The organism is Microbacterium trichothecenolyticum, from assembly GCF_041938625.1.
GTDB classification, from domain to species: Bacteria; Actinomycetota; Actinomycetes; order Actinomycetales; family Microbacteriaceae; genus Microbacterium; species Microbacterium trichothecenolyticum_D.
Map to the genome: position 1 here is coordinate 2,460,747 of NZ_CP169427.1, position 22,549 is coordinate 2,483,295.

At 69.7% G+C, this 22,549-nt stretch carries 23 protein-coding genes; 4 read left to right on the forward strand and 19 right to left on the reverse strand.

Annotated features, from left to right (window positions below):
* Positions 1-109: 109 nt before the first annotated feature.
* Positions 110-2,083, forward strand: a complete 1,974-nt coding sequence (locus ACEYYH_RS11465) for an alpha-1,4-glucan--maltose-1-phosphate maltosyltransferase (protein ID WP_374978208.1) — start codon at positions 110-112, stop codon at positions 2,081-2,083.
* On the forward strand, positions 2,080-4,257 hold the full coding sequence (glgB, locus tag ACEYYH_RS11470) for a 1,4-alpha-glucan branching protein GlgB (RefSeq protein ID WP_374974534.1): 2,178 nt from the start codon (positions 2,080-2,082) through the stop codon (positions 4,255-4,257). The genes ACEYYH_RS11465 and glgB overlap by 4 nt, the downstream gene beginning before the upstream one ends.
* An 87-nt stretch (positions 4,258-4,344) precedes the next feature.
* Here the strand turns inward: glgB and ACEYYH_RS11475 are convergent, their stop codons facing one another.
* Positions 4,345-5,283, reverse strand: coding sequence for a tetratricopeptide repeat protein (locus tag ACEYYH_RS11475; RefSeq protein ID WP_374974535.1), 939 nt, complete (start codon positions 5,281-5,283; stop codon positions 4,345-4,347).
* Positions 5,283-7,172: a glycosyl transferase gene (locus ACEYYH_RS11480; protein WP_374974536.1), complete on the reverse strand. Its 1,890-nt coding sequence runs from the start codon at positions 7,170-7,172 to the stop codon at positions 5,283-5,285. The genes ACEYYH_RS11475 and ACEYYH_RS11480 overlap by 1 nt, the downstream gene beginning before the upstream one ends.
* Before the next feature lie 176 nt (positions 7,173-7,348).
* Between ACEYYH_RS11480 and ACEYYH_RS11485 the strand changes: the two genes are divergently transcribed.
* Positions 7,349-8,416 (forward strand): AI-2E family transporter, encoded by a 1,068-nt coding sequence (locus ACEYYH_RS11485; RefSeq protein WP_374974537.1) that lies wholly within the window; start codon positions 7,349-7,351, stop codon positions 8,414-8,416.
* Positions 8,417-8,419: 3 nt separating this feature from the next.
* On the opposite strand, the gene ACEYYH_RS11490 is transcribed toward ACEYYH_RS11485, so the two are convergent.
* From ACEYYH_RS11490 to rpsB, 9 genes are all read right to left on the reverse strand, one after another.
* A complete protein-coding gene (locus ACEYYH_RS11490) occupies positions 8,420-9,145 on the reverse strand; it encodes an alpha/beta hydrolase (protein ID WP_374974538.1) in 726 nt (241 codons plus the stop codon).
* Between the two features lies 1 nt (position 9,146).
* The gene (locus ACEYYH_RS11495) at positions 9,147-9,431 is read right to left on the reverse strand and encodes a hypothetical protein (RefSeq protein WP_374974539.1); all 285 of its coding nucleotides are present in this window, start codon (positions 9,429-9,431) and stop codon (positions 9,147-9,149) included.
* 3 nt (positions 9,432-9,434) lie between these two features.
* The gene (locus ACEYYH_RS11500) at positions 9,435-10,109 is read right to left on the reverse strand and encodes a lytic transglycosylase domain-containing protein (protein WP_374974540.1); all 675 of its coding nucleotides are present in this window, start codon (positions 10,107-10,109) and stop codon (positions 9,435-9,437) included.
* Between the two features lie 138 nt (positions 10,110-10,247).
* Positions 10,248-10,811: a DivIVA domain-containing protein gene (locus ACEYYH_RS11505; protein WP_374974541.1), complete on the reverse strand. Its 564-nt coding sequence runs from the start codon at positions 10,809-10,811 to the stop codon at positions 10,248-10,250.
* Entirely contained in the window at positions 10,808-11,851 is a 1,044-nt protein-coding gene (locus tag ACEYYH_RS11510; protein WP_374974542.1) for a phosphatidate cytidylyltransferase, read from the reverse strand. Before ACEYYH_RS11510 ends, ACEYYH_RS11505 begins: the two co-directional genes overlap by 4 nt.
* Before the next feature lie 9 nt (positions 11,852-11,860).
* A complete protein-coding gene (gene frr, locus ACEYYH_RS11515; protein WP_045297881.1) occupies positions 11,861-12,415 on the reverse strand; it encodes a ribosome recycling factor in 555 nt (184 codons plus the stop codon).
* A 52-nt stretch (positions 12,416-12,467) separates the two neighbouring features.
* Positions 12,468-13,187, reverse strand: coding sequence for a UMP kinase (pyrH, locus tag ACEYYH_RS11520; RefSeq protein ID WP_363432763.1), 720 nt, complete (start codon positions 13,185-13,187; stop codon positions 12,468-12,470).
* An 84-nt stretch (positions 13,188-13,271) separates the two neighbouring features.
* Positions 13,272-14,099, reverse strand: a complete 828-nt coding sequence (gene tsf, locus ACEYYH_RS11525) for a translation elongation factor Ts (RefSeq protein ID WP_203579638.1) — start codon at positions 14,097-14,099, stop codon at positions 13,272-13,274.
* A 103-nt stretch (positions 14,100-14,202) separates the two neighbouring features.
* Positions 14,203-15,087, reverse strand: coding sequence for a 30S ribosomal protein S2 (gene rpsB, locus ACEYYH_RS11530; protein ID WP_374974543.1), 885 nt, complete (start codon positions 15,085-15,087; stop codon positions 14,203-14,205).
* 335 nt (positions 15,088-15,422) lie between these two features.
* Between rpsB and ACEYYH_RS11535 the strand changes: the two genes are divergently transcribed.
* The gene (locus ACEYYH_RS11535) at positions 15,423-15,986 is read left to right on the forward strand and encodes a murein hydrolase activator EnvC family protein (protein WP_374974544.1); all 564 of its coding nucleotides are present in this window, start codon (positions 15,423-15,425) and stop codon (positions 15,984-15,986) included.
* A 5-nt stretch (positions 15,987-15,991) separates the two neighbouring features.
* Here the strand turns inward: ACEYYH_RS11535 and ACEYYH_RS11540 are convergent, their stop codons facing one another.
* The 8 genes from ACEYYH_RS11540 to rplS form a co-directional block, all read right to left on the reverse strand.
* Entirely contained in the window at positions 15,992-16,897 is a 906-nt protein-coding gene (locus ACEYYH_RS11540; RefSeq protein WP_374974545.1) for a tyrosine recombinase XerC, read from the reverse strand.
* A 72-nt stretch (positions 16,898-16,969) separates the two neighbouring features.
* Complete coding sequence (dprA, locus tag ACEYYH_RS11545) at positions 16,970-18,157, reverse strand: DNA-processing protein DprA (protein ID WP_374974546.1); 1,188 nt, start codon at positions 18,155-18,157, stop codon at positions 16,970-16,972.
* The gene (locus tag ACEYYH_RS11550; RefSeq protein WP_374974547.1) at positions 18,154-19,677 is read right to left on the reverse strand and encodes a YifB family Mg chelatase-like AAA ATPase; all 1,524 of its coding nucleotides are present in this window, start codon (positions 19,675-19,677) and stop codon (positions 18,154-18,156) included. The genes dprA and ACEYYH_RS11550 overlap by 4 nt, the downstream gene beginning before the upstream one ends.
* Complete coding sequence (locus ACEYYH_RS11555; RefSeq protein WP_374974548.1) at positions 19,674-20,042, reverse strand: YraN family protein; 369 nt, start codon at positions 20,040-20,042, stop codon at positions 19,674-19,676. Before ACEYYH_RS11555 ends, ACEYYH_RS11550 begins: the two co-directional genes overlap by 4 nt.
* A 112-nt stretch (positions 20,043-20,154) precedes the next feature.
* Entirely contained in the window at positions 20,155-20,478 is a 324-nt protein-coding gene (locus ACEYYH_RS11560) for a DUF2469 family protein (RefSeq protein ID WP_045297888.1), read from the reverse strand.
* A gap of 61 nt (positions 20,479-20,539) precedes the next feature.
* Entirely contained in the window at positions 20,540-21,199 is a 660-nt protein-coding gene (locus ACEYYH_RS11565; RefSeq protein ID WP_116193148.1) for a ribonuclease HII, read from the reverse strand.
* Entirely contained in the window at positions 21,196-21,972 is a 777-nt protein-coding gene (lepB, locus tag ACEYYH_RS11570; RefSeq protein WP_374974549.1) for a signal peptidase I, read from the reverse strand. The genes ACEYYH_RS11565 and lepB overlap by 4 nt, the downstream gene beginning before the upstream one ends.
* Positions 21,973-22,104: 132 nt before the next feature.
* Entirely contained in the window at positions 22,105-22,455 is a 351-nt protein-coding gene (gene rplS / locus ACEYYH_RS11575; protein ID WP_045297891.1) for a 50S ribosomal protein L19, read from the reverse strand.
* Between the last annotated feature and the right edge of the window lie 94 nt (positions 22,456-22,549).

Below are 22,549 nucleotides of genomic sequence, written 5' to 3' on the forward strand. Positions count from 1 at the left end.
GGTCACGAAGACGCGCTCCGTGCGCTCCCGTCCGTGGCGGAGCGCCTCGGCCCTCCCTGTCCGCAAGGTCCGCGCCTGGCAGGCGGAGGCCGACACCGCAGCGCGGCGCATCCCGCTCGCCCAGCCCTCACCCGCCGTTCCGTGGGGTGATTACCGGCCCAAGGCGTTCGTCGGAGAGGTCGTGCCGTTCGGCGTGACGTCGTTCCGGGAAGGGCACGACCGCATCGGCGTGCAGGTGCGGCTGGTCTCGCCCTCGGGCGACGAATCGCTGCATCGCCTGGAGCCTCTCGAGGACGGCCTGGACCGGTGGCGCACCGAGGTGGCGCTGCTCGAGCAGGGCATCTGGCGCTTCCGCTTCGAGTCGTTCGGCGATGACTTCGCCACGTGGGAGCACGCCGCGTCACTCAAGATCGCAGCAGGAGTGGATGCCCCTCTCATGCGCGAGATGGGCGCCCGCCTGTTCGAGCGGGCCGCTGCCGAGAGGGGCCGTCCCGCAGCCGAGCGCCAGGCGCTCGCCGACGCCGCCGCTTCTCTCCGCGACGCCCAGGTCGACGACGCCGCGGCGCTGTCGATCGTCGAGGATCCGGCGATTGCTCGATACTTCCGGCAGCGACCGCTGATGTCGCTCGTGACAGTCGGCGACGACATGGAACTGCTCGTCGAACGCGAGCGAGCCGGCGTCGGGGCATGGTACGAGTTCTTCCCGCGCTCCGAGGGCGCCCGCCGACTCAAGGACGGCACGGTCAAGAGCGGAACGTTCCGCACGGCCGCCAAGCGCCTGCCCGCGGTTGCGGAGATGGGGTTCGACGTCGCCTATCTGCCGCCCATCCATCCGATCGGAGTGACGAACCGGAAGGGTCGCAACAACACACTGGACGCGGGCCCCGGCGATCCCGGATCGCCGTATGCGATCGGAGCACCGGAAGGGGGGCACGACGCCATCCATCCCGAGCTCGGCTCGCCCGCCGACTTCCGTGCGTTCGTCCGTGCCGCACAGCGACACGGCCTCGAGGTCGCCCTCGATCTCGCCCTCCAGGCATCGCCCGATCACCCCTGGGTGACGGAGCACCCGGAGTGGTTCACGACACTTCCCGACGGCTCTATCGCCTACGCGGAGAACCCGCCGAAGAAATACCAGGACATCTACCCGATCAACTTCGACATCGATCCGGCGGGAATCTACGCCGAAGTGCTTCGGGTGGTCCGCCACTGGATCTCGCAGGGTGTCAAGATCTTCCGCGTCGACAACCCGCACACCAAGCCTCTGCAGTTCTGGGAGTGGCTCATCACGACCGTGAACGCCGAGCATCCCGACGCGATCTTCCTCTCGGAGGCGTTCACTCGACCGGCCGTCATGCAGAGTCTCGCGGCTGTCGGGTTCCAGCAGAGCTACTCGTACTTCACGTGGCGCAACACCAAGCGCGAACTGGAGGAGTTCCTCTCGTCGGTGGCGCATGACACCGCGGACTTCATGCGGCCGAACCTCTTCGTCAACACCCACGACATCCTCACCGAGTTCCTGCAGTTCGGGGGTCGGCCGGCGTATGTCATCCGGGCGGCGATCGCCGCGACGGCGGCCCCGACCTACGGCGTGTACGCCGGATACGAGTTGTTCGAGAACGTGGCTCGGCCCGGTTCCGAAGAGAACATCGACAACGAGAAGTACGAGTACAAGTTCCGTGACTGGGCCGGCGCGATCGAGCGAGGCGATTCCCTCGCCCCGTTCCTGACCCGCCTGAACGAGATCCGGCGCACGCATGCGGCGCTGCGGCAGCTCCGCAACCTCAGCGTCCACTGGAGCGACGACGACGCGATCCTGGTGTACGCCAAGCATCTCGACGCCGCACTGTCGCCCGACGGCCGCAGCGACACGATCATCGTGGTCGTCAACACCGATCCCCACTCCGTGCGTCAGACGATGGTGCACCTCGACACCCGCGTGTGGGGCGTCGAGCCGGGTACGCCGTACGAGGTCGAGGACCTCGTCACCGGTGCGCGGTGGACATGGTCGGATCACAACTACGTGATGCTCGACGCGTTCACCGAGCCCGTCCACATCCTCCATGTGAAGGAGTCCCGATGACGCCCGCCGACCAGATCCTCGATGCCGTCGCGACGGGCTCGCACCACGATCCCCACGCCGTGCTCGGCATCCATCCCGACACGGATGCCGAGGGCACCGCGACCTGGATCGTGCGCGCCCGGCGACCGCTCGCGCGCAGCGTCACCGCCGTCTTCGCCGACGGCACGCGGGTGCCGCTCGAGCACGTGCGCGGGGGGATCTGGGAGGGCACGCGCGCCGGAGGCCTGACCCGGTACGAGCTGCTGACCACCTACCCCGACGGTCCGGACTTCACCGCGGACGACCCGTACCGCCACTCCCCCACGATCGGCGAGCTCGACCTCCACCTGATCGGCGAGGGGCGCCACGAGGAGCTGTGGCGTGTGCTGGGCGCACACGAACGCGAGCACGATGGCTCGATGGGCACCGCATTCACGGTGTGGGCGCCCAACGCCCGCGCCGTGCGCGTGGTGGGCGACTTCAACGGCTGGGACGGTCAGGGCCATGCGATGCGCTCGATGGGCGCGACCGGCGTGTGGGAGCTCTTCATCCCCGGCCTCGGCCAGGGCACGGCCTACAAGTTCGAGCTCCGCGGGCGCAACGGAGACTGGGTGCTCAAGGCGGACCCGATGGCCCGGTTCGCCGAGGTGCCGCCGGCGACGGCATCCGTGGTCGTGCGTTCCTCGTACTCGTGGGGGGATGCCGCCTGGCTCGCGGAGCGCGCCAAGTCCACCCCCGTGTCGCGGCCGATGTCGGTGTACGAGCTGCATCTCGGCTCGTGGCGTCAGGGCCTGTCGTACCGCGACGCCGCCGACCAGATCATCGACTACGTGAGCGCTCAGGGTTTCACGCACGTCGAGTTCCTGCCCCTCGCCGAGCATCCGTTCGGCGGGTCGTGGGGGTATCAGGTCACCGGGTACTACGCCCCGACCAGTCGCTTCGGACACCCCGACGACCTCCGGTACCTCATCGACCGGCTCCACCAGGCCGGCATCGGCGTCATCATGGACTGGGTTCCGGGGCACTTCCCGAAGGACTCGTTCGCCCTCGCCCGCTTCGACGGCGAGCCGCTGTACGAGCATGCCGACCCCCGGCGTGGCGAGCATCGCGATTGGGGCACGTACATCTTCGACTACGGTCGCAACGAAGTGCGCAACTTCCTCGTCGCGAACGCGCTGTACTGGTTCGAGGAGTTCCACGTCGACGGTCTCCGCGTGGACGCCGTGGCATCGATGCTGTACCTCGATTACTCCCGCGAGGACGGGGAGTGGGCGCCGAACGTGCACGGCGGACGCGAGAACCTCGAGGCGATCCGCTTCCTGCAGGAGGTCAACGCGACCGCGTACAAGCGCTACCCCGGCATCGCGATGATCGCCGAGGAGTCCACGAGCTTCCCCGGGGTCACGGCCCCGACGAACCAGGCCGGCCTCGGGTTCGGGTTCAAGTGGAACATGGGCTGGATGAACGACTCGCTCCAGTACATCAAGCGCGATCCGATCTATCGCTCGCATCACGAAGGCGAGCTGTCGTTCTCCTTCGTCTACGCGTTCAGCGAGAACTATGTGCTGCCGATCAGCCACGACGAAGTCGTCCACGGAAAGGGCAGCCTCTTCTCCCGTATGCCCGGCGACCACTGGCAGAAGCTCGCGAACATGCGCGCGTTCCTCGCCTACATGTGGGGGCACCCGGGCAAGCAGCTGCTGTTCATGGGCCAGGAGTTCGGGCAGCTCTCGGAGTGGTCGGAGGGCCGTTCGCTCGACTGGTGGCTGCTCGATCAGCCCACGCACGCACAGCTCCAGCAGTTCGTCGGGGCGCTCAACCGCGTCTACCGTCAGGAGTCCGCACTCTGGGCGCGCGACAGCGACGGAGCGGCGTTCACGCGACTGGGCGCCCCAAAGTGGAACCCGAACGTGATCGCGTTCGCGCGACGGGACTGGCACGGAAACACGATCGTCGTCGCCGCGAACTTCTCCGGGAACCCGATCTCGTCTTACGAGCTCGACCTGCCCGAGACGGGCGTCTGGGACGAGATCCTCAACACGGACGCTCAGGTGTATGGCGGGTCGGGCGTCGGCAACCTCGGCGTCGTCCATGCGGGGGCCGGAGGGCGCGCGTCGCTCGTGCTGCCGCCGCTCGGCGTGCTGTGGCTGCGCCATCGGACGGACGCGCACATCCCCTCGCCGACGCACGGCTGAACGTCGTCAGACGTGAACGAGGGCTCCAGGTGCACCCGGAGCCCTCGTTCACGAGACGGCCGTGCCGCCGTCCGCTGTGCGGGTCGCTCAGAACAGCAGCGAAGCGAGGCGGCCGCGGGCCGCGATGACGCGGGGGTCGGCATCGCCGACGAGAGCGAACAGCTCAAGAAGCCGCTCGCGCACCGGGGTGCGCTCGTCCGCGGGAAGCTGGGCGAACAGGTCCAGCAGGCGCCCGTAGGCGTCCTCGACGTGCCCGCCCGCGAGGTCGAGATCGGCGACGGTGAACTGCGCGGCGACATCCTGAGGAGCGGATGCTGCGGCCGCACGCGCCGCCTGCAGATCGACGCCCTGCACGCGGTCGAGCAAGCGCACCTGGCCCAGACCGGCGCGGGCCTCGGCGTCGCGGGGGTTCTCGGCAAGGGCCTTCTCGTACGCCGTGATCGCACGGGCGTAGTCGCCTTCTTCGATGGCCGCGAACGCCTCAGCGTGGAGCGGCGGAAGCGGCGGCTCGGCCGGCTCCTCCTGGGGGGCATCACCGTCGACGGCGGCGGAGCCGGTCACGCCGTTCTGGGCCGCCAGCTGCAGGAGCTGGGCGAACACCTCGCGCACCTGCTGTTCGGGCACGGCGCCGGTGAACATCGGCACCGGCTGGCCCGCCACCAGCGCGACGACCATCGGAATGGACTGCGCGCGGAACGCCTGCGACAGCTGGGGGTTCGCATCGACGTCGACCTTGGCCAGCACGACGCGTCCGCCGAGCTCGACCACGACCTTCTCGAGGATCGGACTCAGCTGCTTGCAGGGTCCGCACCACTCAGCCCAGAGGTCGACGACCACAGGAACCGTGCGAGACAGCTCGAGCACTTGAGGGAACGTCTCGTCGGTGACGTCGAGGACGAGCGACGGGACGGCCACGCCGGCGCCGGCCGGCTCTTCCTCACCCGGAGCGGCGGGCGCCGGACGGTTGCGGAGGGAGGACAGGTCGACGGCACCGCGAAGCGAGGCGCCCAGAGTGGGATCGGTCACTACAGAATCTTCGCATCGAGGATGTCGGACGAGTAACCGAGCAGACGGATCTTCTCGTTCGATCCGGGACCCGGCACGTAGAAGAACACCTGGTCACTGAACGTGGTCGCGAAGCCGGTCTGCGACTGGTCGACGCCGGCCAGCGTCTTCACCGTCTGATTGCCGTCGACCTTGATCACGGCATCCGCGTTGGTGGGCTTCACGGTGTCGATCTCGTTGATGTTCACCGCGACGATCGCGCCGCTCTCGACCGTCTGCAGGGCGAACGGCGCCTGGACACCGGCTGCTGAGCTGAACTCCAGGCTTCCGGTCGACGAGGCGGTCTTGTTGAATTCTTCGAGTCGGCGCTGGCGGTCGGCCGCGATACTGGCTCGGAGCTGGTCGCCGTCGGCCTCGAAGAGGTCGTAGTAATCGCTCTCCTCACCCTTGTTGACGACGTCGGCATATGCGGCGGCGACCTCGTTCGGCGGCAGGAGAAGGAACGGCGAGTCCGGCTCGACCTGCGGCGCGCCGATGTAGGCAGGCGCGAGGTCGGGAAGCGAGGTCGAGGCCTCGAGGCTTCCGACGTATGACAGCTTGTAGTCGGACCACTGATCCTGCTGGGTCAGCACCATGATGCTCGACGTCTTCGATTCGTCATCGTCCGCGACGGCGATGACCGAACGCGGCCAGCCGTCGTAGGCCTGCGGCAGGATGATCTCGAGCGGCTTGGCCAGGATCGGCGCCGGCGCGGGGTAGTCGGCGACTGCCGCGCGGAGCTTGTAGTTCGTGTCGCGCGCCGCGAGCGCCGCACCCTCGAGGCGGGTGTCGGCGAGGTCTCCGTCCATCGCCGCGTCAGCGTCTGCCACCGTCGAGGCGATGCGGGTGAGGATCCGCTCAGCTTGCGCCTTCGTCACGGCCGGTGCCTGCTGGCCGTCGGGTGCGATGACGGTCGCGGTGGGCGACGGGGTCGGCGAGGAGCCGAGCTGCGGCCACGCGTCGGCCGAACAGCCCGAGAACAGCAGCGCCGAGACGGCCACCACCGGCACCACGGCGAACGCGCGGCGCCCGCCGGCGGCGACGGCCCGGCGCGTCGACGTAGAGCTGCTGATCACGCCCTTGTCGTCGTCGTGGTCGATCGCGATGTCGATCGGCTCGGTGACCGGCAGCGGGAGGCCCTTGCGGCGCGGACCGCGCTTGCGGCGCACATGGCGGATACCCAGGATGTACAGGAACACACCGACGGCCATCAGGATGCCGCCGCCGACGATGAGCGGACCCGCCCACGGCGTCGAGGTCTGCAGCGGCCAGGACACCGTCACCGTGCTCGGAGCGGGGGCGGTGCCGTCGGCGGCGACGAGCACGCTCATGCCCTCGGGAAGCTGCAGCGGCGCGATCAGGAGATCGGTCTGCTGGTACTCGTCGAGCCACAGGTCGGATCCGACCGGGCTGCGACCTGCGGTCTCGGCGGCGGCCTCTGCGGTGGCGTCATCCGCTGCGTCGTCGGCCGGCGCTTCCGCGGTGGCGTCATCTGGTGCGGCGTCATCTGCCGGCGCTTCCGCGGTGGGATCGACGGTCGCATCGACCTCGGGTTCGACGACCGCCGTCTCCAGTGCGCCTTCGTCGTCCAGAGTGACGTGGGTGTACGTGGAGTCGGAGAGCCATGCCTCCAGGTCGGCCGTGCGGCCGTAGGAGGCGAAGATGTCGCCTTCGGTCTGGGCGCGCAGCGTCTGCGTGCCGGGCATCTGGTTGAGCACGGCGCCGTCGATGAGGAGATACGGAGTCTGCTCTTCGACCGAGATCGCCGTGGTCTCGGTCTTGGGTCCCTGGAAGATCGTCCGCTGGGCGATGCCCGCACCGATCATCACGGTAGCGAGCACGAACGCCGCCACGGCCCACACGAAGCGCACGAAGAACACCTTTCCCGGGGCGCGCGGACACGGCGCGTCCCTTCGATTCGACAGTTCAGACTAGCGAACACGACCTGGGAGGCGCGTGGGAGGCTCCATTCCCGAGGCTGGACGTCGCCGATGCGTATCCTGGGCGAACGATGCATCGACGCCACGTCGATCCGAGGAGGAACTCGATGAAGCTGCACAACCCGTTCCGCACAGCGCTGCTCGCGACGCTGGGTGTCGGCCTCGGGCTGCTCCTCATCGGAAGCATCCAGAACCTCCAGACGATCCTGCTGTACGTCGGCACCGCCCTGTTCCTGTCTCTCGGCCTCGACCCGATCGTCGCGTGGCTCGAGCGGCGCAAACTGCCGCGCTGGGCGGCAGTGCTCATCACGATCCTGGGCGTGCTCGCGGTCTTCGCCGGCATCATCCTCATGATCGTGCCGATCATCGTCCAGCAGATCGGCCAGCTCGTCGCGACGATCCAGGATCTCGCCGAGAAGGGCGAGTTCGACGATCCCGTGGGTGCCATCCAGGACTGGCTGCACGCGGTCTTCCCCGCGCTCAACGTCGACGAGGTGTGGGGCTACATCGAAGACTGGTACGCCTCGCTCGATGTCGGCGCGATCGGCTCCGAGGTCGGGGGCAGCATCATCGCGATCATCGGCGCCCTCATCGCCGGGTTCGCCGGCGCCTTCATCGTGCTGATCCTCACCATCTACTTCACCGCCTCGACACCGAACCTGAAGCGCGCCGTCTACCAGCTGGTGCCGGCATCCAAGCGTGCACGGTTCATGGATCTCGGCGAGCAGATCACCGACTCCGTCGGCTATTACGTCATCGGCCAGGTCACGCTCGGTCTCATCAACGGCGTGCTGAGCGCGATCTTCCTCACGATCATCAAGGCGCCGTTTCCCGCGGTGCTCGCGGTGATCGCCTTCTTCTTCTCGCTGATCCCTCTCGTGGGAACGCTCACCGGCTCCATCATCATCGTGTTCACGTGCCTCGTGGTGGGTTCCCCCACCACGGCACTGATCGCCGCGATCTACTACCTGATCTACATGCAGATCGAGGCGTACGTGATCTCGCCGCGCATCATGGGACGCGCGGTGGCGGTCCCCGGGGCCGTGGTCGTGATCGCGGCCCTCGCCGGCGGCTCGCTGCTGGGCCTGCTGGGCGCACTGGTCGCGATCCCGGTGGCGGCCAGCATCCTGATCATCTACCGCCAGGTCGTGATCCCGCGCCAGAACGAACGGTGACGCTCAGCCCTGCACGGCGGATCCGTGCCACTCCAGCGGCAGCGGAAGAGCGTCGGGGTTGACGGCCGCCACGATCTCGGTCAGCACGCGGCGGGTCTGGTTCTCCCCCACCCACAGGTGCTTGCCCCCCTCGACCGGGATCAGGACGGCCTCCGGCACGCTCGAGAAGCGCTGGATCGCGGCATCCGGTCGGAGGTAGTCGTCGAATTCCGGGACGAGGACGACCAGACGGCGCTCATCGCCCGCCCACGCCGCAACCTCTTCGTCTGTCGCCCGGTGCAGCGGCGGCGACAGGAGCACGGCGCCTTCGACGCCGTGGTCGCGACCGTACTTGAGGGCGAGCTCCGTCCCGAACGACCAGCCCACGAACCACGGCCGCGGGAGGCCGCGCTCGCGTACGAAGTCCATTGCCGCCGCGACGTCGAACGCCTCGGCGCGGCCACCGTCGAAGGAGCCTTCGCTGGTGCCACGCGGCGACGTGGTGCCTCGCGTGTTGAACCGCAGCACCGCGAGGTCGGCGAGTGCGGGCAGGCGGCCCGCGGCCTTGCGGAGGATGTGCGAGTCCATGAATCCACCGGCGGTGGGCAGCGGATGCAGCGTCACGAGCGTCGCGACCGGGTCACGGGTCTCCGGCAAGGCGAGCTCGCCGACGAGGGTCAGCCCGTCGAGCGTCTCGAGCTCGATGTCCTCCCGTCGCGCCGGCAGCTGCATCGGTCCGCGGATCTCCATGTCAGGCCACCTTCCAGCAGTGCTGATGCCAATGCCGGCGTGCGGCGAGGTCTGCCGCGTCGCCCAGCACCCCATCCGCGCGCCACGCCACGAGATGCGCGACCCCGATGTCGATCTGACGACCGCATCCGGGGCATGTGTACGGCTTCTGCGCCTGTGCCGCGGAGACCGGCTGCACCGTCCATTCGATACCACGACGCACTTCGGTGCGCTTCCAGCCGGCGAGCAGGCGCTCGAATGAGTCGTCGCCGCTCGAGTCGTGACGGCGGCGGTTCGACCGCGGCACGGGTCAGTACCAGCCTGTGCGCTGCGAGTGGTCCCACGCACCGCACGGCGTGCCGTAGCGGCCACCGATGTAGCCGAGGCCCCACGTGATCTGCGTCGCGGGGTTCGTCTCCCAGTCGGCACCGGCGGTGGCCATCTTGCTGCCCGGCAGCGCCTGCGGGATCCCGTATGCGCCGCTGCTGGCGTTGTACGCGTTGACGCGCCAGCCGGACTCCTTCTTCCAGAGCGCGACGAGGCAGGCGAACTGGTCGTCGCCCCAGCCCCGAGCCAGCACCATGTCGTAGGCGATCGCCTGCGCGCTGCCCGGGTCGGGCGTCACGAACGGAGGACGCCATCCGCCCGATGACGTCGACGTCGAGGCCTGGACGGTCGGGGTGGGCTTCGGCTTCACGTAGACCGTGTAGTTGCCGCGATCGAGCGCGGCAGGCTCCGGATCGACCGCGGTCTCGTCGCCGGCGCGGGACTGGACGTCACCGAGCCCGCTGGCGTAGAGCGAGACCTGAGACTCGTCCTCGGGGGTCGCCTGCGCCAGTGCGAGTCCGGTCGGACCGATGTAGGCGACGACGAAGCCGAGCACCGCGAAGGCGGCGAACGCGCCGACCACACCACGCCTGCGCGACCAGCGCGGAGCCGGCTTGGGGGCGGGTGCGGAGGGCGCCGACGGAATGGATCCCGTCACGGCGACCGGCCTCGCAGACCGCGCCGCCACCTCGTGACGTCGGGCGCGTCTGGTCGGATACAGCTCGTTTCCAGAAGTCACAGTGTCCCGATTCTCGCATACCGGCGGGAGGACGTGCCATCCACGGACCCGCGCGTCTCACTTGACGGCGAGCATCACCTCGACGACGGCATCGAGCACGGCGTCGACCTGCGTCTCGCGGTACCCTCCGCGCTGCATGCGGAACGCGACAGCGCGAACCTGCTCGACGGTGACCGAGTCGCCGGTCTCGAGGAACCGGGCGAGCTTGTCGGTGACGAGATCGACCTCCGCGATGCGATAGCCGTAGCGCAGCGGCGACACGCGGTCGAAACGACCCTTCGCAGGCCGGGAGAGACGATCCAGGACCTCCTGTGCGAGCTCGCGAGTGTGGCCGACCCATGCCTTGGCGCCCGTCGCCGCCACCGCCGACGAGCGCTCGCGAGCGGCGAAGGCGTCCTCGATGCGGCCGAGAGCCGCATCCACGGACGCGATCGCGTAGCCGTGCCGCACGAGCGGGAACGCCACCTGCCGGATGTCGGCCGACGTGAGGGCGTCCGTCCCGCCCTCGAACGACGAGCGTGCCCGCGCGAGGAAATCGTCGACGGGCTGCTTGTCGTACCCCTTCTCGCGTCCTCGCGCTTCGGGGAAGGACGCTCGGGCGGTCGCCTGCGATGCCGTCATGATGCCACCAACGGAGTGAAGAGGTAGTAGAGGGTCAGCGCGGCGACGACCGACAGCAGGATCGAGTCCAGTCGATCCAGCACGCCGCCATGACCGGGCAGCCACGAGCTCATGTCCTTGATCCCGAGATCGCGCTTGATCATCGATTCTCCCAGATCGCCCACGGTGGCCGTGGCAAGGATCAGGATGCCGAACACGGCGCCCATCCACCACTCGAGGCCGAGCATGAAGAGCCCGACGAGAACGCCGGCGAGGATCGCGGCGGCCGCAGCACCCGCGAAGCCCTCCCACGTCTTCTTCGGGCTGATGCGGGGCGCCATGGGGTGCTTGCCCAGAGTGATGCCCGCCGCGTAAGCGCCCGTGTCGACCGCGACGGCGACGATGATGAACGACAGGACCCACCACTCCCCGCCGTCCTTCGCGAGCAGCACGAGGGTGAGGCTGCCGAGGAAGGCGACGTAGAGCTGGAGGAACGTCGCGATGAGCACGTCGCCGAGGACCAGACTGTACGTGCGGGCGTCATGGGACGCCATCTGTCCGACCAGTCGCCACACCACGACGAATGCCAGTGCGACGAACAGAAGAACCCAGTGCAGCCACGAGTCGACGAAGTACGCCGACAGCATCACCACCGCACCGGCGATCAGCTGCGGGACCAGATCGACCCTGCGGCCGCTCGCGATCAGAGCCCGCGAGAACTCGAAGATCGCGAGCAGGGCGGCAGCCAGCGCGAACGGAACGAACGCCCACTTCACAAACAGCAGCGACCCGAGCAGGACGGAACCGATCGCGAGTCCGATGAGGATCGCGACGATGAGATCGCGACCCGTGCGCTCCTTGATGCGCTCGTTCGCCTCCTCGAAGTCCGCGCGCGCCTGGGCGACGTGGCCCTCCAGCTCGCTGCGCGCCGCACGCAGGTGCGACTGCCGGGCGGGGCCGGCCTCGTGAGGCTCGGCGGCACGCCGAGCCTCACCCGCCTGGCGCCGCGTCTGCGGGGAGGCGGGTTCGTCGCTCCGCGGCGGGTCGGATGCGTCCGTCATGGGCAGACCTCAGACCTCGAGGAGCTCGGCCTCTTTGCGCTTGAGCGCCTCGTCGATCGCGTCGACGTGCGCGCGCGTGAGCGCGTCGAGCTCCTTCTCGCCGCGAGCGAGCTCGTCCTCGCCGACCTCGCCCTTCAGCGCGTCGATGTCGTCCTTCGCCTTACGGCGGATGCCGCGCACGTGGACCTTGGCGTCCTCGCCCTTGGTGCGCGTGAGCTTCACGTACTCCTTGCGGCGCTCCTCGGTGAGCTCGGGCATCGTGACGCGTACGAGGTTGCCGTCGTTGGTCGGGTTGACACCGAGGTTCGGGATGTCGCGGATCGCCTGCTCGATCGCCTTCAGCGCCGACTTGTCGTACGGCGTGATGAGGAGCGTGCGCGCTTCGGGGTTGTTGATCGACGCGAGCTGTGCGAGCGGCGTCGGGCTGCCGTAGTAGTCGACGAGGACCTTCTGGAACAGCTGCGGGTTCGCGCGCCCGGTGCGCACCGTGGCGAAGTCCTCCTTCGCTGCCTCGACGGCGCGGTCCATGCGCACTCCGGCATCGGCCAAGACGTCCGCGATCACAGTGTCTCCTTCGCGTAGATGGGGCTGGTCAAGTCTATCGACGCGGGGCCGGTCACGCCGTGACCAGCGTGCCGATGGTCTCGCCCAGGAGAGCCTTCGTCACGTTGCCCGCGGGCTCCATGCCGAACACGCGCATGTCCATGCGGTTGTCCATGCAGAGGCTGAAGGCGGTCGAGTCGACGACCTTGAGACCGCGCTGGAGCGCGTCGAGGTAGGTGATGCGATCGATCAGCGTGGCCGAGGCATCCTTCTTCGGATCCGCGGTGTACACGCCGTCGACCCCGTTCTTCGCAACCAGAACCTCCTGCGCGTCGATCTCGAGCGCACGCTGCGCGGCGACGGTGTCGGTGGAGAAGTACGGGAGCCCGGCGCCGGCGCCGAAGATGACCACGCGGCCCTTCTCCATATGGCGCTCCGCACGGCGCGGGATGTACGGCTCGGCGACCTGCGTCATCGAGATCGCCGACTGCACGCGCGTGGCGGCACCGGCCTGCTCGAGGAAGTCCTGAAGGGCGAGGGCGTTCATGACGGTGCCGAGCATGCCCATGTAGTCGGCCCGGCCGCGATCCATGCCGCGCTGGCTCAGCTCGGCGCCGCGGAAGAAGTTGCCGCCGCCGACGACCACCGCGATCTCCACACGGTCGACCGCTGCCGCGATCTCCTGGGCGATCTGGCTGACCACGTCAGGGTTCACACCCAGCTGGCCTCCGCCGAACGCTTCGCCGGACAGCTTCAGAAGGACGCGGCGGCGCCCGGTGTTCTCGTTGATCACTGTGGTCCTCTCGTCTACGACAAACTACCGAAGGGCATGAGAAAAGGCCCGCATCGGATTGCCGATGCGGGCCTTCTCAGAAGGTCAGGCGCCGACCTTGTAGCGGGCGAAGCCCGTCAGGGTCAGACCGGCGTCCTTCGCGACCTGCGCGACCGACTGCTTGTTGTCCTTCGCGTAGTCCTGGTCGAGGAGCGAGACCTGCTTGAAGAACGCGTTGACGCGACCCTCGACGATCTTCGGAAGGGCGGCCTCGGGCTTGCCCTCGTTGCGGGAGATCTCGGTGACGATCTCGCGCTCCTTCTCGACCTCGGCCTCGGGCACCTCGTCGCGCGACAGGTACGACGGGTTCGCGAACGAGATGTGCTGGGCGAGGCTGCGAGCCGTCTCGGCGTCGTCGCCCGAGTAGGCGAGGACGACACCGACCTGCGGCGGCAGGTCCTTGCTGGTCTTGTGGAGGTAGATCTCGAACTTGTCGCCCGAGAGCGTGTTCACGCGACGCAGCTCGACCTTCTCGCCGATGATCGCGGCCTCGTCCGAGATGAGCTCGGCGACCGTCTGGCTGCCGGCCGGAGCGGCGAGGGCGGCCTCGGCTGAGTCGGCGTGCGCTGCCGCGGCGGCGTCGAGCACCTTCTCCGCGAGGGCGATGAAGCGGTCGTTCTTGGCGACGAAGTCGGTCTCGGTGTTGAGCTCGATGATCGTGACCTGGCCGTCGACCTCCTTGGCCGCGACCAGGCCCTCGCTCGTGGAGCGGTCGGCGCGCTTGGCGTTGCCCTTCGCGCCCTTGAGGCGCAGGATCTCAACGGCCTTCTCGAGGTCGCCGTCGGCCTCCTCGAGCGCCTTCTTGGTGTCGACCATGCCCGTGCCGAGCTGCTCGCGCAGCGCCTTGATGTCGGCGATCGTGAAGTTTGCCATGGGTGGCGGCTCCTTGATTGTGTGAATTCTCGTGGATGCCTCGGCGGGACCGTCCGGACCGTTCGATCAGGGCGATCCCGCCGGGGCGGAGTATGTGTGAGCCTTACTCGGCGGGGGTCGCCTCGGCCTCGGCGACCTCGGCGACCTCAGCCGCCTCGGCACCGGCCTCGTCGGCGGCCGACTCGGTCGCGACGGTCTCGACCTCGGCGACGTCGGTCACGACGGGGGCACCCTGCTCGAGCAGCTCGCGCTCCCAGTCGGCGAGGGGCTCCGCGTCAGCGGTCTCGTCGGTGGGCTGGTGGCGCTGGATGAGGCCCTCCGCGGCGGCGTCGGCGATGATGCGGGTGAGCAGGCCCACCGAGCGGATCGCGTCGTCGTTGCCGGGGATCGGGTACTGGAACTCGTCCGGGTCGGCGTTGGTGTCGAGGATGCCGATCACCGGGATGCCGAGCTTCGACGCCTCGTCGATCGCGAGGTGCTCGCGCTTGGCGTCGACGACCCAGATGGCCGACGGGGTCTTCTGGAGGTTGCGAATGCCGCCGAGCGACTTGTGGAGCTTGTCGAGCTCGCGCTTCTTGAGGAGCAGCTCCTTCTTGGTGAAGCCGCTCGCGGCCGGGTCCTCGAAGTCGAGCTCCTCGAGCTCCTTCATTCGGGCAAGACGCTTCGACACGGTCGAGAAGTTGGTCAGCAGGCCACCCAGCCAGCGCTGGTTGACGTAGGGCTGGCCGACGCGGGTCGCCTGCTCGGCGATGACTTCCTGCGCCTGCTTCTTGGTGCCGACGAAAAGGATGGTGCCGCCGTGCGCGACGGTCTCCTTGACGAACTCGTACGCCTTGTCGATGTACGTCAGCGACTGCTGCAGGTCGATGATGTGGATGCCGCTGCGCTCCGTGAGGATGAAGCGCTTGACCTTCGGGTTCCACCGGCGGGTCTGGTGTCCGAAGTGGACGCCGCTGTCGAGCAGCTGGCGAATGGTGACGACGGCCATGGCCGTTCTCCTGTTCCGGCGCATGCGCGCCTGTTGCGGTTGTTCTCGCGCCGGCTCGTGGCCGGCGTGGCCTGGTGCCCGGCTCAATCCCGCCCCGCGCTCGCTCGAAAGCGATCGCCGGGACCGGTGGGAATGGATGCCGCGCCGCACCCTTCGTCAGACTCGGGGCTTGCGGCGCTGTGGGCACGCGGAGTCACCCCGACATGCGGAGTGCGCACCCAGTGTATCAGCAGCCGCCGGGCCGCTCCTCCTCCCCCGCCTGCCGATGGCGACGCTTGTCCACGGGAATCCGTCGCTTCGATCCACACCTCCTTCAGGCGGGGCAGGGTGTTGCCATGTCGAAGCCGGCACCGATCCCGCATCTCCGATCTCGCCGGTCACCCGCGCACCTCGCGGCCGTCGTCGCCGTGGGTGTCCTCGTCGCGCTGTCGCCTGCGGCGGCGCACGCGCAGGTCACTGAGCCGGGCCCCGACGGCGGAACCGTGTCGCTCGCGCGGGACTGGCGATGGCCTGTGCACCCGTTCCGCCTGATTCACCCATTCGTCGCACCGCCGCACGAGTATGGGCCAGGACATCGCGGTATCGACCTCCTGCCGGTCGACGACGGCGACGTCCGCGCCCCCGCGGGCGGCGTGGTCGCGTTCTCGGGTCATGTCGCGGGGCGCGGCGTGATCACCGTGGACCACGGCGACGGTCTCGTCTCGACGCTCGAGCCGGTGGACTCCCCTCTCAGCGCCGGGACACCGGTCGACGTGGGCACGACCTTGGGAACGGTGTCTGCCGGCGGCCATGCCGAGGCGGAGACGGTGCACTTCGGGGTCCGACTCGACGGTGTCTACATCAATCCGCTCGTCCTCCTGGGCGGGGTGCCGCGCGCAGTGCTGCTCCCCTGCTGCTGACGGGCTCAGGCGCGTGGGTGCGCAAGACGGTACGACGCCGTCAGCCGCTCGCTGGAGACGTGCGTGTAGATCTGCGTCGTGCCGAGGCTCGCGTGGCCGAGCATCTCCTGGACGGTGCGGAGGTCGGCGCCGCCGTCGAGGAGATGGGTCGCGGCCGAGTGGCGCAGCGCGTGCGGACCCACCTGGGCGCCGAGCTCGGGGCCCAGCCGGCGCGACACGAGGTCGTACACGGCGCGCGGCCCGATACGCCCGCCCCGGGCACCGAGGAAGAGCGCGGGATTCGGCGGGCCGTCCGCTCGCCGGGCGAGGAGCACCGGCCGGCCTCGCACGACGTAGGCGTCGATCGCGCGCAGCGCCGGGAGCCCGAACGGCACGACCCGCTCTTTCGATCCCTTACCCAGTACCCGAGCCGTGCGGCGGTCGTGATCCAGGTCGTCGACGTCGAGCCCGCACAGCTCGGAGACGCGCACGGCCGCCCCGTACAGCAGCTCGAGCATCGCATGGTCACGCAGCGCGACGGGATCGCCGTCCGCGGCCGCCGCCGCCAGGGCATCGAGCATCCCGCTCAGCGTGTCGGCAGTGGCGACCTTGGGCAGCGTCTTCCCACGCTTCGGGGCGACCAGGCGAAGGCTCGGGTCTGCGGGGATCGCACCGGTCTCGGTCGCCCACGCGAAGAAGCCCCGGACGGCCGCCGTGCGGCGCGCGATCGTGGCGCGGCTGTCGCCGCGCTGGACGGCGTGCCACAGCCAGTCTCGAAGGTGCTCGAGGTCGACGGCCGTGAGTTCGACGTCGCCGCAGGCGGCCGCCAGTCCCTCGAGGTCGGAACGGTACGCCCTCACCGTGGCCGGCGACAGGCGGCGCACTTCCGCGAGATGTCGCAGATACGCTGCGGCTCCCTCGGGGATGTCCATGCCTCCAGCATGGGCCAGGCGACGCGTCCTACCGCCGTGCGACGCACCGTGCGCCGCCTCGCCGCCGGCCCCTCACCCTCCGATCCGAGACAGCCGCCAGCCCTCGAGGCCGGATTCGACCACTCCATCGAGCGCCAGCAGACCGAGAATGCCCTCCACGGCATCGGCTGCCATGCCCGCCCGTCGCGCGATCTCGCGGGCGTCCCTCCAGACGCGGGTGCTCATGGCGTCCTTCACCCGGGTGGCGTCCCCGATGTAGGTACCGCGCGCGGCGGTGGCGGCATCCATCCCCGCAGCCATGCCCAGCAGCTCTCGAACATCGTCGGCGCTGGTGATGCACTGCGCGCCGTACTCGCGGATGAGCCGGTGCGTGCCCGCCGATGTCGCCGACGTGATCTGGCCGGGCACGGCGCCGAGCGGGCGCGACAACGCGGCCGCGTGCCCGGCGGTGTTGAGCGACCCGCTGCGCCACCCCGCCTCGACGACGACGGTGGCCGCCGACAGCGCGGCGATCAGCCGATTGCGCTGCAGGAACCGCCACTTCGTCGGCGCGGAGCCGCACGCCACCTCGCTCACGACGACACCCCGTCGCGCGACGTCGTCGATCAGCTGGGTGTGACCCACCGGATACGCGCGGTCCGCGCCGCCCGCGAGCAGTGCGACGGTGAGGCCGCCCGCCAGAAGCGCCGCTCGGTGCGCGGACCCGTCGATCCCGTAGGCGCCGCCGGATACGACGGCGATGCCGCTGCCGGCCAGTTCGGCCGCGAGCTCCCGCGCCACGTGATCTCCGTATTGGGACGCCGCCCGGGCCCCGACGATGGCGACGGATGCCTGGAGCCTCGGCAGCGCCGCGGCATCGCCCCGCACCCACAGGCACAGCGGCGCATGCATGCCGAGGTCGTCCAGCTGCGTCGGCCACTCGGGATCCGCCCGCGTCACCAGCCTGACTCCGCGTGCCGCCGCCGTCGCCAGGGAGTCGGCGACGGCGCCCGCAGACAGTCGCGGCAGCCACCGCTTGCGCCCCTCGGCCGCCTCCTTGGGCAAGAGTTCGGCCAGATCGCCACCGGCCACGACCGCTTCGAGGCTCGCGACCGGACCGCGGACGGCGATGAGGCGCCCCGCGACCGAGTCCCCCGGTTCGATGAGCTGACACCAGACTGCTGTGGCGTACCGTTCCTGCGCCGCTTCCGGGTCATGGTCGACCCCCGCGGGCGCCAACGCGCGGCGCGCCGCATCGGCGCTCAGGTCGAACGCGATCACAGCGCGATCCCCTTCTTCAGGTAGAGCGCGCGGCCGACGTGCTCCGCCCCGAGCTGGCCGCGCCCCTCGATGTCGGCCAGCGACCATGCGACCCGCAGCACCCTGTCGTACCCGCGCAGCGTGAGCGCGCCGCGGTGGAGGGCGGCGTCGAGCGGGCGTCGGACGACCGGGGACGGCGCCGCCGGTCCCTCGCGCAGCCAGGTGCCGGGTACGTCGGCGTTCACTGTCCACGGGGTCCCGGCGAGGCGGTGGCGCGCGCGTTCCCGCGCCTCGGCGACACGTGCCTTCGCAGCCGCGGTCGAGATCGTCGGCCCGGCGCCGCGCTGGGCGACCGCGACGCGGGTGAGCGTCAACTCGATGTCCATGCGGTCCAGGAGCGGCCCTGACAACCGGCCGAGGTAGCGGCGGATCGCCGCCGGTGGGCACGTGCAGGTGCCGCCCCGGATGCCGTAGTCGCCGCACGGACAGGGGTTCGTGGCGAGCACGAGCTGGAACCGCGCCGGAAACTGCGCGTGAGCGCCGGCGCGGTCGATCGTGATGGAGCCGGACTCGAGCGGCTGCCTCAGCGCATCGAGCGCGCTGGCGGCGAACTCGCCGGCCTCGTCGAGGAAGAGCACGCCCTCGCTCGCGCGCGCGATCGCCCCAGGCCGCACCACGCGTGTGCCGCCGCCCACCAGGGCGGCCACGCTCGCGCTGTGATGCGGCGCGACGAAGGGCGGAGTCCGCGACAGTTCGACGACCCGGGAACCGGCGAGGCTGCGGATCGATGCCGCCGCCAGCGCCGCGCGGTCGTCGAGCTCGGGAAGGATGCCGGGCAGGCGCCGGGCGAGCATCGTCTTCCCCGCCCCCGGCGGCCCGCACATCAGCAGATGGTGCCCGCCGGCGGCGGCGACGACGAGCGCCTCGACGGCATCGCGCTGTCCGATCACCTCCGCGAGATCGAGTGCGGGTTGGGGGGCATCCTCATCGTCCGGCAGTCCCACCGGATCGACATCGGCGACCTCGACCTCGCCGCCATGCCACGCGATCACCTGCGCGAGGTTGACCGCGGCGAGCACCTCGATGCCCTCGACGAGCGACGCCTCAGGACCGTTCGCATGCGGCACGACGACCCGTCGATGCCCCGCCCGCCGCGCCGCGACCACCGCCGGAAGGATCCCCGGCACAGGCCGGAGGCGACCGTCGAGGCCCAGCTCGCCGATGTGGACCGCGGACGCCAGAGACGCCGAGTCCATGGAGGTCTCGGTCGCGAGGGAAGCGACCGCGATGGCGACGTCGAATCCGGATCCCTGTTTGGGCAGGCTCGCGGGCGACAGGTTCACGGTGAGGCGTCGCCTCGTGAGCGGTGTGCCGCTGTTGGCACAGGCGTTGTGCACGCGCTGGACCGACTCGCCGAGCGCTTTGTCGGGAAGCCCGATGATGCGGAAGTCCGGCTGCTGGTTCGAGAGGTCCGCCTCGACCTCGACGCACTCGCCCTCGGCGCCGACGAGGGCGACCGCCCAGGTGCGCGCAACGTTCACGGCACCTCCACGTCGACGAGGTGCTCCAGGCGGGCCGTGCTCGGGTCGGGGCCGACGATGCCGACGGCATCGATGCGGAGCCGGCGCCCTTGCAGCTGCTCGCGGTGGGCGCTCGCCCACGCGATCGACAGCCGCCAGAGTCTGCCGCGCTTGCGGGCGTCGATCGCCTCGAACGGGTGTCCGAAGCGCTCGCCCCGGCGGGTCTTGACCTCGACGACGACGACCGCGGCCCGGTCGGCGACCACCAGATCGATCTCGCCGTCCCGGCATCGCCAGTTGCGGGCGAGGACGGTGAAACCCTGCGCCTCGAAGTACCGGGCGGCGCGTTCCTCGCCCGCGCGCCCCAGGACGTCTTTATCTGCCATTCCGGCATCGTCGCGCGCGGGGGCCTCCGCGCGGACGCGGGGGCGCGGCATCCGTTCAGAACTCGGTCATCGTCCCGGAACAGGCGGTCTGGGGAGGAGGCGTCGCGCCTGCTCAGGTGTCGAGCGAGAGCTCTTCGGGGAGGTGGAAATCGCGGCGCGAGAGCTCTTCGACGTTGACGTCCTTGAACGTCAGCACCCGCACCGCCTTCACGAAGCGGTCGGCGCGGTAGATGTCCCAGACCCAGACATCGGACATCGAGATCTCGAAGTAGAAATCGTGCTCGGTGTCGCGGCGCACGACGTTGACCTCGTTCGCGAGGTAGAAGCGCCGCTCCGTCTCGATCACGTACTGGAACTGCGAGACGACATCGCGGTACTCGCGGTACAGAGCGAGCTCGAGCTCGCGGTCGTAGTCTTCGAAGACCTCGTCATCCATGGTGCATCCATCCTATGGGCGCGCGCGGCCCCGGCGACCCCCGTGCGCGTGTGGCGAACGCTCAGAAGAGCGTCGGCGCCTCCGCGATCGACCAGGACGCCCGATGGTGCCGGCTGATCCCGTGCGTGCGGATCGCCTCGCGATGGTCGGGACTGGCGTAGCCCTTGTTGCGAGCCCAGTTGTACGCGGGCAGCTCGTCGTGGAGTTCGGTCATGAGGCGGTCGCGCGCGACCTTCGCGATGACGGATGCCGCCGCCGCCGACGCGCAGTCGCGGTCGGCCTTGATCACCGGCCGCACCGTGAGTCCCCACTCGCCGGCAGGCCGGATGTAGTCGTAGTTGCCGTCGAGGATGACGATGGCGTTCTCCGGCACGACGCCGTGCGCCCGCAGGTCGGCGATCGCCCGGATCGACGCGAGGCCGAGGGCGCGCATGATGCCGATCTCGTCGATCTCCTCGGAGCTCGCCCACCCGACGGCGCTCGCGGCGACCCATGACGCGGCGCGTGCGGCGACATCGGCGCGCTTGAGCTCAGGGACGAGCTTCGAGTCCCGCAGCCCCTGCGGGATCCGCTTGCGCGATCTCGGGGCGTCCACGACCGCTGCGCCGACCGCGACGGGCCCGGCCAGCGCCCCTCGCCCCACCTCGTCGCACGCGATGACGAGCGTGTGCTCCCGCAGGAGACGGCGCTCGAGCGTGAGGCGGGGCTCGGCGACGGTCACTGCCCGCCGCCCTCCAGCTCCGCGTCGGGAACCCCGGCGAACACGTCGTGATGGAAGTCGAGGAGCCCGAACCGGTCCAGCGGCCACGTCACGAGGAACGCGCGTCCGACGAGGTTGTCGATCGGGACGAAGCCCTTGCCGGGCTGATCGGTGTTGTACCGCGAGTCCTTCGAGCGATAGCGGTTGTCTCCGAGCACCCAGAGGCTTCCCGCGGGGACGGTGACGTCGAAGGGATCGCCCGAGGCCGCGGTCTCGCCCCCGGGGAGCTTGAGATAGGCGGTCTCGTCGATCGGCACGTCGTTGACGGTGATCTGGCCGATGGCGTTGCAGCACACGACGTGGTCACCGGGGAGGCCGATGATGCGCTTGACGAGGTGGTCGTCGCTGTCGGGCGCGGCCAGCCCGACGAGCGACAGCACCCACTCCACGCCCTCGACGACCGGCGGGCGCGGGGGCTCGGTGCTGGGGGGAAGCCAGCCGCCGGGATCCTGGAAGACGACGATGTCGCCGCGCTCGTAGCTGCCGAACCGCGGCGTGATCTCGTCGACGAGGATGCGGTCCTTGACGTGGAGGGTGTCCTCCATCGATCCCGACGGGATGTAGAACGACCGAACCAGGAACGTCTTGACGACGAGGGAGACCAGCACCGCGATCAGGATGATCACGACCACGTCGCGCAGGAACACCAGCCAGCCCCGACGACGCGGCTGAATGGCCGCGGCGGGCTCGGCCCCGGGCGCCGGCTCGGCCGGAGCCGACTTCTCGGTCGTCATGAGTTCCTTCACGGGTGCCGACGGTCGCAGCCACCCCGCCTTCAAGGGTCGCACACTCCGGCCCTTCCGGAGTACGACGAAGCCCCGGACCTCGCGGGTCCGGGGCTTCGTGAGAACGCTGCGGGAGGAGCGTCAGTTGCTCTCGCGCTTCTCCTTGATCTTGGCCTTCTTGCCACGGAGGTTGCGCAGGTAGTACAGCTTCGCGCGACGCACGTCACCGCGGGTCACGACCTCGATGTGGTCGATGACCGGGGAGTGCACCGGGAAGGTGCGCTCGACGCCGACCTGGAAGCTGATCTTGCGGACCGTGAAGGTCTCGCGCACGCCGTCGCCGGAGCGGCCGATGACGACGCCCTGGAAGACCTGGATACGCGAGCGGTTGCCCTCGGTGATGTTGACGTGCACCTTCACGGTGTCGCCGGCGTTGAACGCGGGGATGTCGGAACGGAGCGAAGCCGCGTCGACGGCGTCGAGGATCTGCATGATCGTCTCTCTCTGCGGCCGCCACAGGTCGACCGCGGGAAGGATGGTAAAGGACTGAGCGTGCCGCAGGCCTCCGGCGTGACGCCGGCCAGCT

Bases quoted from the DNA above. Each gene is read 5' to 3' on its own strand.
- glgB (WP_374974534.1), top strand. From the start codon at position 2,080: ATGACGCCCGCCGACCAGATCCTCGATGCCGTCGCGACGGGCTCGCAC.
- ACEYYH_RS11490 (WP_374974538.1), bottom strand. From the start codon at position 9,145: ATGGAGATCCGCGGACCGATGCAGCTGCCGGCGCGACGGGAGGACATC.
- tsf (WP_203579638.1), bottom strand. From the start codon at position 14,099: ATGGCAAACTTCACGATCGCCGACATCAAGGCGCTGCGCGAGCAGCTC.
- ACEYYH_RS11510 (WP_374974542.1), bottom strand. From the start codon at position 11,851: ATGACGGACGCATCCGACCCGCCGCGGAGCGACGAACCCGCCTCCCCG.
- ACEYYH_RS11535 (WP_374974544.1), top strand. From the start codon at position 15,423: ATGTCGAAGCCGGCACCGATCCCGCATCTCCGATCTCGCCGGTCACCC.
- ACEYYH_RS11505 (WP_374974541.1), bottom strand. From the start codon at position 10,811: ATGACGGCATCGCAGGCGACCGCCCGAGCGTCCTTCCCCGAAGCGCGA.
- lepB (WP_374974549.1), bottom strand. From the start codon at position 21,972: ATGACGACCGAGAAGTCGGCTCCGGCCGAGCCGGCGCCCGGGGCCGAG.
- ACEYYH_RS11540 (WP_374974545.1), bottom strand. From the start codon at position 16,897: ATGGACATCCCCGAGGGAGCCGCAGCGTATCTGCGACATCTCGCGGAA.
- rpsB (WP_374974543.1), bottom strand. From the start codon at position 15,087: ATGGCCGTCGTCACCATTCGCCAGCTGCTCGACAGCGGCGTCCACTTC.
- ACEYYH_RS11555 (WP_374974548.1), bottom strand. From the start codon at position 20,042: ATGGCAGATAAAGACGTCCTGGGGCGCGCGGGCGAGGAACGCGCCGCC.
- rplS (WP_045297891.1), bottom strand. From the start codon at position 22,455: ATGCAGATCCTCGACGCCGTCGACGCGGCTTCGCTCCGTTCCGACATC.
- ACEYYH_RS11560 (WP_045297888.1), bottom strand. From the start codon at position 20,478: ATGGATGACGAGGTCTTCGAAGACTACGACCGCGAGCTCGAGCTCGCT.
- ACEYYH_RS11485 (WP_374974537.1), top strand. From the start codon at position 7,349: ATGAAGCTGCACAACCCGTTCCGCACAGCGCTGCTCGCGACGCTGGGT.